We start from the raw sequence: 15,731 nt of genomic DNA on the forward strand, positions 1-15,731 counted from the left end.
TGAACCGGTTATTTGTTTAAAGTTCTAAACATAGCGACTGCAAACTAAATACCAAGTAATACGACTGACTACTAGAAACTAAATTCTTTATATCTTTCTTCTTGTCTCTTTTTTCTTTTTTCTTTCTTCTGATTTATCTTGTGTTTATTTCAGATCTCACAAAACTATCAATTATCAACTGTAAACTATATTGTGACTTCCCGCACCATTTCTCTGTATTCTGTTGGATTAACCCCTTTTTGTTTTCTGAAAAATTTATTTAGATGACTTTCATCAGTAAAACCCATTTCCTCACAGATCTCTTTCATTCGCATATCACTATGCAGTAACCTATTTTCTATTAATTTTGTTTTATAATTAGAAATATACTGTTGCATGGTTTCATGTGTATGTTTTTTGAAATAACGTCCAAGATAGTTTTCGGAAACACCAAAATGTTTACTTACTGCTCCTGCTCTTATTTTTTCCGGTTGATAAATATTACTTTGTATATACTGCAATATCTCCAGTGCTTTCTGTTCCGTACTTTCATCCACTTTTTCCGGTAAAGATCCAGCTACATTACGTGCTATAATCAGAATTAGTGTATTGATAAGCTGCCGAATCAGTTCTTTATTATACAGGTCTCGATTGATATATTCCCGGATAATCGCTTCAATTATTGCTCTTGCTAGTAATCTGTCCGACACGTTATATAAGATACAACCCGGTTGATGATTTGCATTCTGAATAATAAATTCCAGTTGCTGTACTCCTATGGACTGAAAACTTTTATTCTGAATATAAATATTATTAAACCGGATCAACAAAAATTCAGTTGTTGTTTCCACTTCAAAAGTATGGCAATCATTAGGTACTAATAAAAACAGATTACCGCTTTTATAATTTGTTTTATTATTATTAACACATTGTTTACCGGTTCCCGATACAATATATACCAACTGGAAAAAATTAAATACCCGTTCTCTGATTGGGCATTCATCTACTTTTTCATAAATGATCTCAAAAGGCTCATATAAACTTTCTACTTTCATAACACAAAAGTACAACATAATAGAAAATATATACAACAAAAAGACACAATTATGAGTCTAATTTTACAAAATAATTTAAATATCAATTCAATTATGAAAGCAATAGTATTAAAAAAATTTGGTGGAACAGAAAATTTTGAAACAATAGAAATTCCAAAACCAGTCATTAAGAATAATGAAGTCCTGATAGAAACAAAAGCAATCAGTATTAATCCGGTAGATGTAAAAACACGCTCAGGAGATATACCGGTAAACAATCCAAAGGAAAACAATCCTCTTATTTTAGGTTGGGATATTTCCGGAATAGTAACAGAGACCGGAAAAGATGTAAAAGATTTTAAAATCGGTGATGCTGTATTTGGAATGGTCAATTTTCCAGGACATGGTAAAGCCTATGCCGAATATGTAGCTGCACCGGCTTCTCATCTGGCACTAAAACCGACTAATATCTCACATGAAGTAGCTGCTGCAACTACTCTTGTTGCTCTTACTGCCTGGCAAGCTTTTACAAAAAATGGAAAATTAAGAACCGGAGATAAAGTACTTATCCACGCAGCTGCCGGTGGTGTAGGACATATTGCTGTACAAATAGCAAAACATTTAGGTGCTTATGTTATTGGTACCTCCTCTGCAGCAAATAAAGACTTTTTAATCGGACTTGGAACCGATGAACATATCGATTATAAAACACAGGACTTTGAAAAAATAGTCAGTAATATGGATTTTATATTGGAAACTATCGGCGGAGAGAATTTTGAACGCTCTTTAGAAGTAGTAAAACCAACCGGAACCATTATCCATCTGCTTTCTGGATTAACAGAAGAGCATAAACAAAAAGCAATTAATAAAGGAGTTCAAAATTGTATCTATATGATAGTAGAATCCAATGGAGAAAATATGAAAACAATTGCTGATTTGTTAGAGAAAGAGATCATTAAACCTCATATTTCTAAAACTTACCCTTTTGCAGAGATGGATAAAGCGCATCAACATATTGAAACCGGAAGAACAATTGGTAAAATAGTAGTAACCGTTTAAAAGAAATCATTTTTATATATAAATAAAGCCCTGTTATAACAGGGCTTTATTTATATATAACACTATGTTAAGGAGTTTATAAGTTAACTTTTTCTAATTGTCCAACCTTTTCCCAGTTAGAATCGGCTTTTAAAGCAACAGTAATATATATATCTTTATTATTTGTCTTAAAAACAGTTCCTCCATTTAATTCAGTATTAATCTCTTTTGGTGTTAAATTATACATAGCTCCAGTAATTGGATCAATAACCAAGCCTATTATACCTCCTACTACTATATTTCCAAGATACCAACTATTAAATTTTTTAGTCAAATTCGTTTCATAGGTTTGATACCCTTCTAATTTAATCATTACATGATGTTCTCTTTTTCTTTCTAGTTTTATCTCTAAAGGGGTTTTTCCAATTTCTATTTTATCAATAAAAATTGATGCTTCTGACGGATTACTTGTAAAATTTACTTTTTGCTTTGAACCTGAAATAATAGTTGCGCAACTTGAAAATAAAAGCCCAATAATCAGACTTTTTAAAACAATCATTTTTTTCATTTATAGTAGTATTTAAGAATTAATTTAATCATATTTTTTATAAGTCGGCAAAAATAATAAATTATAAACAAAAAACTACAAAAATTATAATTCTTTAAAAAAAAAGACTAATTATTAAGAATAAATTATTTAACGAGACAGAAAATAGAAAATTAGATTTTATTATATATATAAAAACCTCTGAAAAGCAATTACTTTTCAGAGGTTTTAAATAACATTATAAGTTAAAACCAGCTGTTTAAACTAATCTTAAATCCTTTATTATCTTAAAGTAAAACTTGTTTTTGAAACCAACTCTTTATTGTCAAAAACATTTACAAAATAAGTTCCTTTTTCAAAATTTTCAGTTGTTGTTAAAAACTCACATACATCTGTCGTTTTGTTCTGGTATTTTACAAGAGAAGTAAAACTATAAGTTAAATTTTCTTCTCCGAAACTAACCGTTTTCTTTTCTCCTAAAACATTGTTTTTAGCATCAATAATTTGAACGTAATAGGTTTTATCCCCTGATTTTGCAATTTTATTCTCTGCAATAGTAAAACAAACTTTTAGTTTATTCGCTCTGCTTGCTTTTTCAGTAATAATCTGCTTACCGGATGAACGTTCCTTGATTGCCTCTCCCTTTAAATTTAAAACAGAAAGTGTTGAAGCGATTTCAACTGTTTTAGATAAATTCTGATTCTGTGTAACTAAAGTATCATTGTATCTTTTTGCTGCGCCTAATTCTACTATTGTACTGTCACGCTCTGTTGTTAACTGCTGATTTTGTTGTTTTAATACATCATTTTCAGCAATTAAAGATTTCATTTTGCCCTCAAGCGCTCTTACTTGATCTTTATACTTAGATAAAGAAACTACATCCCCTTTTGATTTTTCCAAATCGGCAATTAACTTTTCTACTTTATCCCTTTCTGCAACTAATTCCTCAGAAAGTGCTGTTTTTTCAGCAATCGCAACATCATATGTCGCTTTTAATTTCTGTAAATCGCTCATTACTGACTCTTTCTCTGAGGTCAGTTTTTTTTCAACAACTGTTGAGTCATTACTCATTTTGTACATGTAAACTAAACTCCCCACTAATAATATAGCTAAAACAGCTATAATTGCCTTTAAACTTGAGTTACTTTTTTGTCCTTCTGAATGATTGTCCATACCTGTTTTAGAATTTTTGATAAAATTAAAATATTTTACTGAATAACGTTCTTAATAACGTAAATTTATACAATTATATTATTTTTGACAAGAATAAAAAAAATATGGAGAAAATTATTCGTTTTACAATTTCCGATCTGGCAAAAATTACCAGTTACCGCAATGGTGAAATTAAATTTGGAGAAAGAATACAAACCGTACCACAAGATCAGGATCTGACTGAGTTCTTATCTATTACAGAAGCTAAATATATCCTTTTTGGAATCCCCGAAGATATTGGTGTTCGTGCAAACTTTGGAAGATCCGGCGCTTCAACAGCTTGGGAAAGCGCTCTGAAGAGTATTGCAAATATTCAGAATAATAAATTCTGTAAGGGCAGTCAACTACTTATTCTGGGACAGGTCAATGTTGCTGAAGAAATGAAACTGGCAGCAACGCTGAATTGTGAAGAAAAAGAAGATCGAAAAAAACTCTTTAAAATTGTTGAAGATATAGATAAAGATGTTTCTCATATTGTATTTACAATCATTAATGCAGGTAAAATTCCAATCATTATCGGTGGAGGTCACAATAATTCTTATGGCAATATAAAAGGAGCTGCTCTTGCAAAAGGGAAACCAATCAATGCTATTAATTTTGATGCTCATTCTGATTTTAGAATCTTAGAAGGCAGACATAGTGGTAACGGCTTCTCTTATGCTTATGAAGAAGGATTCCTTAAAAAGTATTTTATCTTTGGCCTTCATGAAAGTTATACTTCAAAAGCCGTTCTCGATATTATAAAAAAAACAGAAGACAGAGTACGTTATAATACTTATGATGAAATCGCTATCCGAAAAGAGAAGAACTTCGATCAGGAAATGTTTCAGGCTTTCAATTTTATAAAAAATGATAATTTTGGTATTGAAATAGATCTTGATGCCATTCAGAATATTGCCAGTAGTGCAATGACATTAAGCGGCTTTTCTGTAGAAAAATTAAGACAATTTATTAACCACTTTGGACAAAGCAACAATGTTTCTTATCTTCACATTTGCGAAGGGGCCCCTTCTCTCGACAGTGATAAAAACGAACATTTAATAGGTAAACTGATAGGGTATTTATTGACCGACTTTATAAAAGCAAACAATAAACCTGTTGCTTAAATAAAATAAAATATGAATGTTCTCTTAATTGAAGATGATAATCGGATTAGTGATTTTGTAGTAAAAGGACTTGAAGAAAATGGTTTTTCTGTAACTCTGGCAACTACAGGTGAATCTGCAAGAACAATCATTACCAAAAATGAATGGGACATTATATTAATGGATATTATGTTACCCGGAATTGACGGTATCCAGCTCACAAAACTGATTCGTTTTAAAAAAAATCATACTCCAATATTAGTACTCAGTGCGTTAGATGATGCTGATGATAAGGTAAACGCACTGGACAGCGGAGCAGACGATTATCTGGTAAAACCTTTTCATTTCAAAGAATTGATTTCTCGTATCAATGCTCTTACACGTCGTACAAAATTCAATTATCAGGAAAAAAACAATGTTTATATCTGTGACGATCTGAGTGTAAATTTTGATGAACATGCTGTTATCAGAAAAGAGGTTCTGATCGATCTGTCTCCCAGAGAATATAAACTATTGCTGTTTCTTCTGGAAAATAAGAACAAAGTAGTTTCACGCACTCAGATACTAAACACTGTCTGGGGAATCAATTATGATAACAACACAAATGTTGTAGATGTATATATTTCCTATCTCCGTAATAAAATAGATGGTGAAAATACTAAAAAGCTGATTCATACCATTAAAGGAACCGGATATATGATTAAGGAATAAGAATAGAGATAAATTCGATTATCCGATGATTAGATTTTTTGATAATCAGATAATCTAATCATCGAAAAATCTAAAAAAAATGAAACTTCGTAATCGGCTAACTCTAATTTCCTCTATTACCTTTGGTGTTGTTTTTACAATTACTTCGATATTAGTATATTTTATTTTTTATACTAGTTCAGAAAAAATCATTTTCAGTGAATTAAAAAAATCATGTCTGTTAACCGGTATCTTTTATCTGGAAGAAGATGAATTGTCAAGCGCAGAATATAAAATTATCAAACAACAGTTTAAAGAAGACACAAAAGAAGCAGAAGTAAAAATATACAATGAATCTGATCAAATTAAATACGGAAACCAAACCCCTGATCCCAACATTACAAAAGAAAAATTAGAATCGGTTCGAAAACAGAAAAAAATACAGTTTAAAACAAAAGAACACTTTTATTATGGAATATTCTATACTGATAATGAAGGGGATTTTGTTGTTTTTATAAAATCAGAAAATGACTTTTTCCACACACAAAACAGTCGTCTGTTAATTATCTTAATAAGTGTTCTGATCTTTGGATTACTGCTTATACTTTTATTAAGTCGTTTCCTTTCTGCAATAGCCTACAGACCAATAACTAATGTAATAAAACAAGTCAATTCAATAAAACCCGAATCATTGAATGAGCCGATTATTTCAACAAACACCAATGATGAAATTCAGGATCTTATCGACACCTTTAATAAACTGCTTCAAAGACTGTCTGATACTTTTATTACTCAGAAAAACTTTATCAACTATGTTTCTCATGAGTTTAAAACCCCTCTGGCTGCTATATCCGGAAATTTAGAAGTATTTGCTCAGAAAGAAAGAACTCAGAAAGAATATCAGCAGGTAGTAAAAGACTCTTTGGAAAATGTATATCATATTGAAGAAATATTAAATACATTAATGATGATATCCGGGCTAAAAACGATTACTACTGAAAAAGAAACTTTCAGAGTAGATGAACTAATCTGGATCATAATAGATAAAATAACTGAAATTTACCCCTCCGAAATCAACAGAGTCCAGGTACAGATTGAAGTAAAAAATGAAAGTTTACTAAATGTAAAAGGAAGCGAAATGCAAATACAAATGGCTTTGTATAATCTGATAGAAAATGCATTCAAATATTCCGGAAATAATCCTGTAAAAATAATCCTTTCAGAAAAAGAAAAACATCTTCAGATCAGTATTCATGATAAGGGAAAAGGTATTAATACTGAGGAATTAAAATTTATCCAGCAGCCATTTTACAGAGGTAAAAATGTAGGTGCAATCAAAGGAAACGGTATCGGACTTTCTCTTGCTACACTTATCTTTAAACAAAACAACATCTTGTTTACAATATCCTCTAAAGAAAATGGGGGAACTATTATTGAACTTAAGTTTAGTTGATAATTGATAGTTACAAAGGTTCAAAGGAGTAAAGTTGCTGCTTAACCTTTGCTTCTTTAAACCTTAAATAAAATAAACCTTTGTCTCTTTGCACCTCCACTTCTCACAAAACTATCAATTATCAACTAAACTCTAATCATTCTCTAATGTAGAATTTAGGTTCTTCTAATGTGGCTCAAATAATGCTATAATATGCTGTCATTACATTTGTCCTATAAAAAAGAACAAAGTAAAATGAGATCTATCTTAGTAGTAATATTCCTTTTATCAGCCACAATTACCGGTACACTCAATGCGCAGAATCAATTCGTTAATGACACGTTACAACTGACCCGTACAACTGCTGAAACTATTTTTTTAGAAAAAAACCTGCAATTGGTTGCAGAAAAGCTGAATATCGATTTAGCTGAAGCGCAAGTTATTCAGGCAAAACTATGGCCTAATCCTACTCTATCTATTGATGAAATTAATCTTTGGAAAGGCGCAGGTGTAGAAGAACTGCCTCCCATTTCCGGTAATTTTGGGAAAACTTCTCAGATCTCAGCAGAACTGGAACAGGTAATTATTACTGCCGGAAAAAGAAAAAAAATGATTGCTATGGAAAAAGTAACTGCTGACATGGCTAAAGAATACTTTGAAGATTTTCTAAGAAATCTGAAAATTGAATTCCGAAATAATCTCACACAACTACAATATACACAGGAACAGCAGAAAATCTATTCAAAACAGCTACTTTCCGTTCAGAAATTACTAAACGCATACAGCAATCAACTGAAACTGGGTAATATCAGTAAAAGTGAATATATCCGTTTAAAAGCCTCTGAATTAGAATATTTAAAGGAAATAGCCGATCTACAGAAAGAAAACAATAAACTACAGAAAGAGCTTAAAACTCTGATGAATATTGATCCAAACAAAATAGTCTACATTACAGAAGATGGTTTTGTACCTGATCTTAATAAAATAAACGCTTTAAACCCTATTGAATTAATAGATATTGCTTTAAAAAGCAGACCGGATCTAAAAGTATCTCGCTTAGAGGAGGATTATTTCTCTAAAAGCTATAAATATGAAAAAGCACAGAGAACTCCGGATGTTGCTCTTAAAGTGGGTTATGACAGAGGTGGAAATATAATGAGAGATTTTATTGGCGTTGGTTTTGCCATCGATCTACCTTTCTTTAACAGAAATCAAGGAAACATTAAATCTGCTCAGATCAATATAGAAAAAAGTAAAGTGATGACCGAGGAAAAGAATAACAGAACACAATCTGAGGTTATTAAAACCTACCAGGATCTGATCGTCGCAAAAAACCTGTATAAAAATATAGAAAGCAATTATGAAAAAGATCTGGATCAACTACTGGAAAGCCATCTGAAAAACTTCATGTTACGCAATATGAGCATGATTGAATATCTGGACTTCGTAGAAGCTTATCTGACCAATAAAAAAATAATATCAGACTCTAAAAAAGAACTTAATGAGCATTTTGAAGAATTACAATTTGTTATCGGAAAAGAAATTTAATACAATACTAAAATATACTATAATGCGAAATATACTTTCTCTTTCCTGCATCCTGTTACTGTCCTCATTATACAGCTGCAAAGAAAAAACAGAAATAGCTGAACTTAAAAAAGAAAATTTTTGTTTAACGGTGCCTTTAAAAAATAAAATCACAATAGATACTATCCGAACACGTCCTGTAGCAGAAGAACTGACCCTGACGGGAAATGTTTCCTATAATCCTGATAAAGTAGTTCAGTTTGTAAGCTTAGTAGACGGAGTAATTACCTCGACTAACTTTTCTTTAGGTGATTATGTAAAAAAAGGTCAGGTACTGGGTGAAATAAAAAGTACAGAACTGAATGAACTACAATCTGAAAGAAAATCACTGGAATCGCAGTTATTAGTAGCTAATAGAGAGTTAACTTCTGTAAAATCAATGTTTCAGGATGGAATAGCTTCACAAAAAGACCTCATTTCTGCCGAAAGTGAAGTAAATGTATTAAAAGCCTCCCTTCAGAATAAAATAGATAATTTAAATCTGTTCAGCGCCAGTTCAGAAAGAGGTGTTTTCCAGATCAAAGCGCCTACCAATGGTTATGTTGTTGCTAAAAATATGAGTTCTGGTACACAGATTGCCTCAGGAGGAGATCCTTTATTTACTATTTCAGAATTAGATGAGGTATGGGTAATGGTAAACATTTATGCTACTAATATGCAAAATGTAAAAGAAAATATGGAAGTTGAGATCAAAACATTAGCTTATCCTGATGAAATTTTTAAAGGTGAAATTGCTGCTTTATCTCAAGTATTTGATGCAGAAGAACATGTGTTAAAAGCCCGTGTGATAATGAAAAACAAAGACCTGAAACTAAAACCGGGAATGTCTGCTGATATTATTATCAAAAAAGAAAGTAAGCAGAATGCTATTGCAATTCCTGCAAAAGCAATCCTGTTTGATAATAATCAGAATTATGTACTAGTATATCAATCGGATTGTAAAATAGAAGCCAGAAAAGTAAACCCAATCGCAAAAAACAATAACTGGGTTTTTGTAAATGAGAATTTCACCGAAAATGAAAAAGTAATTACTAAAAATCATTTACTGATCTACGAACAAATTAAAATGTAAGAAGTAAAATGTTGTTTGTAAAATGTGAAAAGTTATTTATGAAATGTAAAAGAATCTCGTTTCCAGAATAAACTTTAAACTTTAAACAAATTTAAATCCTTCAATTTTTAAACTCTAATACTATCATGCAAAAATTTGTACAAAATATAGTCGCTTTTTCACTTAAGAACTCTCTGATTGTATTCTTTCTTACAGCAATGTTGTTGGTTGGAGGTGTTTTCAGCTACATACATACCCCAATAGAAGCCTTTCCTGATGTAACGAATACACGTGCCAGAATTATTACACAATGGCCCGGAAGAAGTGCCGAGGAGATAGAAAAGTTTATTACACTACCTATTTCAAAACAGATGAATACTATCCCGAAAAAATCTGAAGTACGTTCTATTTCTCTTTTTGGACTTTCTGTAGTAACCGTTCTGTTTGATGATGATGTAGAAGATTTCTATGCTCAGCAATATGCCGCAAACCGCATGCAAAGTGTTGAGCTTCCTGAAGGAGCGGAAGCTGATATTGAACCTCCTTATGGTGCTACCGGAGAAATATTCAGATATGTAATAAAAAGTGATCTGCCCATAAAAGAAACAACTGCAATCCAGGACTGGGTAATCGAACGCGAATTAGTATCTGTACCCGGGGTTGCTGATGTAGTAAGTTTTGGAGGTGAAGAAAAAATCTACGAAATAAAAATAAATCCCACTGAATTAGTTAATTATGACCTTTCCCCCCTCGATGTTTACGAAGCTGTATCTAAAAGTAACATCAATGTGGGGGGAGATGTTATTCAGAAAGGAGACCAGGCTTATGTAGTGCGTGGTGTCGGATTATTAGACAGCGTTGATGATATAGAAAATATTCTAATTAAAGTAAAAGGCTCTACTCCTATTTTGGTAAAACACGTTGCAGAAGTAAAAATTGCTGCAAAACCCAGATTAGGACAAGTAGGATTAGACAATCAAGATGATCTTGTACAGGGAATCGTTGTAATGCTTCGTGGAGAAAATCCAAGTGCTGTAATTGATAAATTAAAAGACCGAATCACGGAACTAAATACAAGAATTTTACCTAAAAATGTACAAATAGTGCCAGTTGTAGACCGAACAGAATTAGTAAATACAACCGTTCATACTGTTACTAAAAACCTTATAGAAGGAATTCTGTTAGTATCCCTGATCGTATTTATCTTTCTGTATAACTGGAGAACTACTGTTATTGTAGCCTCCGTTATTCCGCTTGCCTTTCTATTTGCACTGATTATGCTCAGAATCCAGGGACTTCCTGCTAACCTGATATCTATGGGAGCATTAGACTTCGGTTTACTACTCGAAGGAACGCTCGTCATTGTAGAACAGGTTTTTGTTACCCTCGAAAAGAAAGCACATAAAGTAGGAATGGAACGTTTTAATAAAATCTCAAAAATGGGATTAATTAAAAAAAGTGCAGGAAGTGTAGCTACTTATATCTTTTTTGCCCTGATTATTCTGATCGTTGCCTTACTCCCTATTTTCTCTTTCCAGAAAGTAGAAGGAAAAATGTTCTCACCATTAGCCTTTACATTAGGTTATGCGTTATTAGGTTCTCTTATATTAAGTTTAACCTATGTACCTGCAATGTGTAAAGTCCTGTTAACAAAAAATATAGTAGAAAAAGAAAATATAATCTCCTGTTTCTTCCGAAACAATCTGTTCAAACTATTCATCTGGAGTACCAAACACAGAAAAGCAACAATATATGGTTTTATTGCCCTGTTAGCCATTTGTTTCGTACGATTCCATTACTATGGATCAGAATTTCTACCAAAACTGAACGAAGGAGCGATCTATGTTCGTGCCACATTACCAAACAGTGTTAATCTGGATGAATCCGTTCGATTGACTAAAGAAATGAAAACAAAAATTCAAAAATTTAATGAAGTAGAATTTATCTTAACGCAAACCGGGCGACCAAATGATGGAACAGACCCAACAGGGTTCTTCAATATTGAATTCAATATTCAGCTGAAACCTGTAAAAGAATGGAAAAGAAAAATATCTAAAGAGGGATTACTAGCAGAAATGCGAACGCAACTCGAAGAATATCCAGGCATTAACTTCGGATTCAGTCAGCCTATTCAGGATAACGTAGAAGAATATGTTGCAGGCGTAAAAAGCCCGTTAGTAATCAAAATATTCGGAGACGATCTGTTCAAGCTGGAAGAAATGGCAAATCAGGTAGCTAATTCGATACGAACTGTAAAAGGAATAGAAGATATAAACGTCTATAAAAACATTGGATTACCTGAATTACGTATTCAGCTTCATGATGCAAAAATGGCTCGATATGCCGTAACCACAGCTGATGCTCAGGCAGTAATTGCAATGGCTATAGGTGGACAGGCTGCAACTACTTTCTATGAAAATGAAAGAATGTTTGATGTCAGACTCCGTTTTGACAAAGAATATCGTGATACAGATGATAAAATAGGTGATATACTGATCCCTACGTTAGACGGGAAAAAAGTACCACTAAAAGAAATTGCAACTATAGATTATCATACTGGTCCTGCTTTTATTTATCGTGAAGGAAACAGCAGATATATCGGTATTGGATTTAATATTGAAGGACGTGACCTTGGAAGTACAATAGCTGAAGCGCGTGCAAAGGTTGCCAAAGATGTAAAATTACCAACCGCTAATAAAATGGTGTGGGCAGGAGAATTTGAAAGTAAAGAAAGAGCCGGAAAACAATTAGCTTATGTTGTTCCTGTGTCCTTAGTTCTGATTCTGTTATTACTATATATGAATTTTGGAAATCTGAGAGACACTATCGTTTCTGCAATTACGATCCCGTTTGCATTCATTGGAGGTTTTCTTTCACTATGGATAACAGGAACAATATTTGGTATTTCTGCTGGTATCGGATTCATTATTCTCTTTGGAGTTGCCACCATTGACGGAATCGTTCTAATAGGTGTTATGAGGCAAAATATGAGAAATGGCATGGCACTGAAAGAAGCTATCTCTAACGGAGTTTATAATAGAATTCGTCCTGTTGTAATGATTGCTCTTATGGGATCTATGGGACTACTTCCGGCAGCACTTTCCTCCGGTATGGGGTCTGAAATTCAGAAACCATTAGCTATTATGATTGTAGGCGGACTGGTCTTCTGTATGATATTATCCTTTACTGTATTACCACAGGTATTTTATCTGGCATACCGAAAAAAAGTAAAATATTAGATTGTGAAATATGATTAGTAAAATGTGAAATGTTATTCCTGTCCTGTTTGGTTGGTTTAAAGTTTTAGGTTTAAAGTTAGCCAAGCTGTTAATAACATTTTACTTTTTACATTTTACTAAAAACCAACAACTATCAACTAAAAACCAGCAACTATAAATAAAATAGTATCTTTGTAGCAAATTAATTTCTAAAGATTACCACTGTGTAATCTCCTATTATTTATGTTATTTGAAGATTTATCACTTTCTAAAAGTATCCAGAGAGCCTTAATCGATCAGGGCTATACCTCTGCTACTCCTATTCAGGAGCAGGCAATTCCTATTATTTTAAAAGGAAATGATCTAATTGGATGTGCACAGACCGGTACCGGAAAAACCGCTGCTTTTGCCATTCCGATTATCAATAATTTACATCATATGATTGGTTCGTCTAAAAAGACGAAGCAGATCCGTGCACTAATTGTTACACCAACACGTGAATTAGCGATCCAGATAGGCGAAAGCTTTGACGCATATGGTAAATATACCAATATAGTACAGTTAACCATCTTTGGAGGAGTTTCACAAGTTCCTCAGGTAGACAATCTGAAAAAAGGAGTTGATGTTTTAATTGCAACTCCCGGAAGACTTTTAGATTTACACAAACAAGGATTTATTAACTTAGATCATTTACATACTTTAGTTCTTGACGAAGCAGACCAGATGTTGGATATGGGTTTCATTAATGACATTCGCAAGATTGTAAAACTAACCCCTTCTAACAGACAAACGCTTCTATTCTCCGCCACTATGCCAATGGCAATCAGAGAACTGGCAGATGCATTTCTAAAAACACCGGAATATATAACCGTTTCTCCTGTATCATCAACTGCTGAAACCGTAGAACAGAAAGTATATTTTGTAGAAAAAGAAAACAAGAGACAGCTTTTATATCATTTAATAAAAGAAGATAATCTTAGCGATGTTCTCGTCTTTACCAGAACAAAGCATGGTGCGGACAATGTTGTTAAAGCGCTGAAAAAACAGGGAATAGCAGCAGAAGCAATCCATGGTGATAAATCACAGGGCGCCAGACAAAGAGCCTTAGAACATTTTAAAAATAAAGAAGTAGGCGTTCTTGTAGCTACTGATATTGCTGCTCGTGGAATTGATATTGATCAGTTACCTTATGTCATCAATTTTGATCTTCCTAATATTCCGGAAACCTATGTACACAGAATTGGAAGAACCGGTCGTGCCGGCAATGGCGGAATCGCTATTTCTTTCTGTGGAAAAGATGAAAAAGGATACTGGAAAGATATAGAAAAACTGATAAAAGTAAAAGTAAAAACTGTTGAAAATCATCCTTTTCCATGGAATGATAATACTGACGAACCCGCAAAACCTGCAAAAAACTCAAATCGCAGCGGTGGTGCTCATAAATCCAGAAAATCAGATAATTCAAAGAAAAATAAAAAACGCTGGTATTAAAAACAACTTAAATTTACACTAAGTAATCATTTAAAAAACAACAAGAAATTATCTCACAAACAGTAAGTTGTGATTAAAAAAAATAAAATTACCACTACAACAAATAAACCTAACAGGTTTTAGAAACTTGTTAGGTTTAATAAACGATAATAATCTACTACGACTAGTATAAGCATAAGCTACAAATTCATAATCATGACGTTATATCTGAATTTTTTAAACTTATATATATTTGATATCAAATAATCTTAATATTTTTCTCCCATATCTTTTTCTACTGCCGTAATTCTGTATACTACAATAAAACAATAGCTTATATTTATTTCTTATAATAGAAATATAAATTTATAAGTGTTTTTCTATATATTTGTCTTTTAATTTTATACAAAAAATTATGAAAAAAAATTACGCTCTATTTATTTCAATCCTAACTTTAGGATTATTTTTTAGTTCATGTAGTAGTAGTGATGATAATTTAAATAATCTAACTATAAAATCAGGAAAATTACAATTTGAATTTGATGGAAAAACTTTTATTTCTACTTCTGTACAAGCGGTAGTAAGTGACCGCATTATTTCTATTACAGCATTAAATTCAACAAATGGAGATTTTATTCACATTGCTGTACCTTCTAATAAAATAGGAGTTTATACCTGGAGAAATTCAAATGAAACAAAAGGTAATCTAGGTTTGGCTTACGGTCTTTCTTCTGATGAATATAACTCCTTTGTTAGTATGTCGCAGGAAATTGCAAATGATATGGGTATTTCAGGTTATAAGGACACTTCAAGCATAACTGTAACTTCTATTGATTCAAAAACAAAAAAAATATCCGGAACTTTTCAATTTACAGGAGTAAGATATAACCAGAATTATGAAGTAGAAACTAAAATCTTCACCAACGGTTCTTTTACAGATATTACTTTTACAGAGGATAATCCTATTAAAAATGAGAATACCTTATCTGCAAAATTAGACGGAGTAGATTTTACTTCTACCTCTGTATTTGCAACTTCATCTATGAATAAATTAGCTATTAGTGGTACAAAAAGACCTGATGAACATATTGAAATATTTCTATCAGACTCTGTTAAACCGGGGACGTATACTGTTGGAGATTCAGAATTAAATTATACTATAACATATGGGAAAGATGGTATTCCTGGTAACGTATTTGATGCTGTAACAGGAACTATCACTATTTTAAGTCATAATACTACTGAGAAAACAATTAGTGGAACATTTGACGCTTCTTTCAAGTCTTATAGTTCAACGGAAAAACATACAGTAAGTGAAGGAACATTTAATGTTTCCTACTAAATTACAATTTGTTTTACTTTAATTAAAATCCACCTTTTGTGGGTTT

12 protein-coding genes are annotated in these 15,731 nt (G+C 32.3%); 9 read left to right on the forward strand and 3 right to left on the reverse strand.

The features are described from left to right. Window positions 1–185: 185 nt before the first annotated feature. Complete coding sequence (locus AC4FQX_RS05735; RefSeq protein ID WP_491166717.1) at window positions 186–1,034, reverse strand: AraC family transcriptional regulator; 849 nt, start codon at window positions 1,032–1,034, stop codon at window positions 186–188. 93 nt (window positions 1,035–1,127) lie between these two features. On the opposite strand from AC4FQX_RS05735, the gene AC4FQX_RS05740 reads away from it, so the two are divergent. After that, the gene (locus AC4FQX_RS05740) at window positions 1,128–2,072 is read left to right on the forward strand and encodes an NADP-dependent oxidoreductase (protein ID WP_491166754.1); all 945 of its coding nucleotides are present in this window, start codon (window positions 1,128–1,130) and stop codon (window positions 2,070–2,072) included. Between the two features lie 76 nt (window positions 2,073–2,148). Here the strand turns inward: AC4FQX_RS05740 and AC4FQX_RS05745 are convergent, their stop codons facing one another. Further along, the gene (locus AC4FQX_RS05745; RefSeq protein WP_491166718.1) at window positions 2,149–2,619 is read right to left on the reverse strand and encodes a PEGA domain-containing protein; all 471 of its coding nucleotides are present in this window, start codon (window positions 2,617–2,619) and stop codon (window positions 2,149–2,151) included. A 261-nt stretch (window positions 2,620–2,880) separates the two neighbouring features. After that, on the reverse strand, window positions 2,881–3,771 hold the full coding sequence (locus AC4FQX_RS05750) for a DUF8428 domain-containing protein (protein WP_491166719.1): 891 nt from the start codon (window positions 3,769–3,771) through the stop codon (window positions 2,881–2,883). Window positions 3,772–3,875: 104 nt separating this feature from the next. On the opposite strand from AC4FQX_RS05750, the gene AC4FQX_RS05755 reads away from it, so the two are divergent. From AC4FQX_RS05755 to AC4FQX_RS05790, 8 genes are all read left to right on the forward strand, one after another. Then, window positions 3,876–4,916 (forward strand): formimidoylglutamase, encoded by a 1,041-nt coding sequence (locus AC4FQX_RS05755; RefSeq protein WP_491166720.1) that lies wholly within the window; start codon window positions 3,876–3,878, stop codon window positions 4,914–4,916. A gap of 12 nt (window positions 4,917–4,928) precedes the next feature. Further along, window positions 4,929–5,606 carry a response regulator transcription factor gene (locus AC4FQX_RS05760; protein WP_491166721.1) on the forward strand — a complete coding sequence of 226 codons (678 nt, stop codon included), beginning with the start codon at window positions 4,929–4,931 and terminating at the stop codon, window positions 5,604–5,606. Between the two features lie 79 nt (window positions 5,607–5,685). After that, a complete protein-coding gene (locus tag AC4FQX_RS05765) occupies window positions 5,686–7,038 on the forward strand; it encodes a HAMP domain-containing sensor histidine kinase (protein WP_491166722.1) in 1,353 nt (450 codons plus the stop codon). A gap of 192 nt (window positions 7,039–7,230) precedes the next feature. Beyond that, a complete protein-coding gene (locus tag AC4FQX_RS05770; protein ID WP_491166723.1) occupies window positions 7,231–8,565 on the forward strand; it encodes a TolC family protein in 1,335 nt (444 codons plus the stop codon). 22 nt (window positions 8,566–8,587) lie between these two features. Next, a complete protein-coding gene (locus AC4FQX_RS05775) occupies window positions 8,588–9,676 on the forward strand; it encodes an efflux RND transporter periplasmic adaptor subunit (protein ID WP_491166724.1) in 1,089 nt (362 codons plus the stop codon). Between the two features lie 125 nt (window positions 9,677–9,801). Continuing rightward, a complete protein-coding gene (locus tag AC4FQX_RS05780; protein ID WP_491166725.1) occupies window positions 9,802–12,894 on the forward strand; it encodes an efflux RND transporter permease subunit in 3,093 nt (1,030 codons plus the stop codon). Between the two features lie 222 nt (window positions 12,895–13,116). After that, window positions 13,117–14,364 carry a DEAD/DEAH box helicase gene (locus AC4FQX_RS05785; RefSeq protein WP_491166726.1) on the forward strand — a complete coding sequence of 416 codons (1,248 nt, stop codon included), beginning with the start codon at window positions 13,117–13,119 and terminating at the stop codon, window positions 14,362–14,364. Window positions 14,365–14,758: 394 nt separating this feature from the next. Then, a complete protein-coding gene (locus AC4FQX_RS05790) occupies window positions 14,759–15,685 on the forward strand; it encodes a DUF6252 domain-containing protein (protein WP_491166727.1) in 927 nt (308 codons plus the stop codon). Window positions 15,686–15,731 lie beyond the last annotated feature (46 nt).

Source organism: Flavobacterium sp. AK-301 (assembly GCF_058310215.1).

What these genes read in the sequence shown, in the direction of transcription:
- AC4FQX_RS05735 (WP_491166717.1), bottom strand. Translation starts at nt 1,034, where the DNA reads ATGAAAGTAGAAAGTTTATATGAGCCTTTTGAGATCATTTATGAAAAA.
- AC4FQX_RS05740 (WP_491166754.1), top strand. Translation starts at nt 1,128, where the DNA reads ATGAAAGCAATAGTATTAAAAAAATTTGGTGGAACAGAAAATTTTGAA.
- AC4FQX_RS05745 (WP_491166718.1), bottom strand. Translation starts at nt 2,619, where the DNA reads ATGAAAAAAATGATTGTTTTAAAAAGTCTGATTATTGGGCTTTTATTT.
- AC4FQX_RS05750 (WP_491166719.1), bottom strand. Translation starts at nt 3,771, where the DNA reads ATGGACAATCATTCAGAAGGACAAAAAAGTAACTCAAGTTTAAAGGCA.
- AC4FQX_RS05755 (WP_491166720.1), top strand. Translation starts at nt 3,876, where the DNA reads ATGGAGAAAATTATTCGTTTTACAATTTCCGATCTGGCAAAAATTACC.
- AC4FQX_RS05760 (WP_491166721.1), top strand. Translation starts at nt 4,929, where the DNA reads ATGAATGTTCTCTTAATTGAAGATGATAATCGGATTAGTGATTTTGTA.
- AC4FQX_RS05765 (WP_491166722.1), top strand. Translation starts at nt 5,686, where the DNA reads ATGAAACTTCGTAATCGGCTAACTCTAATTTCCTCTATTACCTTTGGT.
- AC4FQX_RS05770 (WP_491166723.1), top strand. Translation starts at nt 7,231, where the DNA reads ATGCTGTCATTACATTTGTCCTATAAAAAAGAACAAAGTAAAATGAGA.
- AC4FQX_RS05775 (WP_491166724.1), top strand. Translation starts at nt 8,588, where the DNA reads ATGCGAAATATACTTTCTCTTTCCTGCATCCTGTTACTGTCCTCATTA.
- AC4FQX_RS05780 (WP_491166725.1), top strand. Translation starts at nt 9,802, where the DNA reads ATGCAAAAATTTGTACAAAATATAGTCGCTTTTTCACTTAAGAACTCT.
- AC4FQX_RS05785 (WP_491166726.1), top strand. Translation starts at nt 13,117, where the DNA reads ATGTTATTTGAAGATTTATCACTTTCTAAAAGTATCCAGAGAGCCTTA.
- AC4FQX_RS05790 (WP_491166727.1), top strand. Translation starts at nt 14,759, where the DNA reads ATGAAAAAAAATTACGCTCTATTTATTTCAATCCTAACTTTAGGATTA.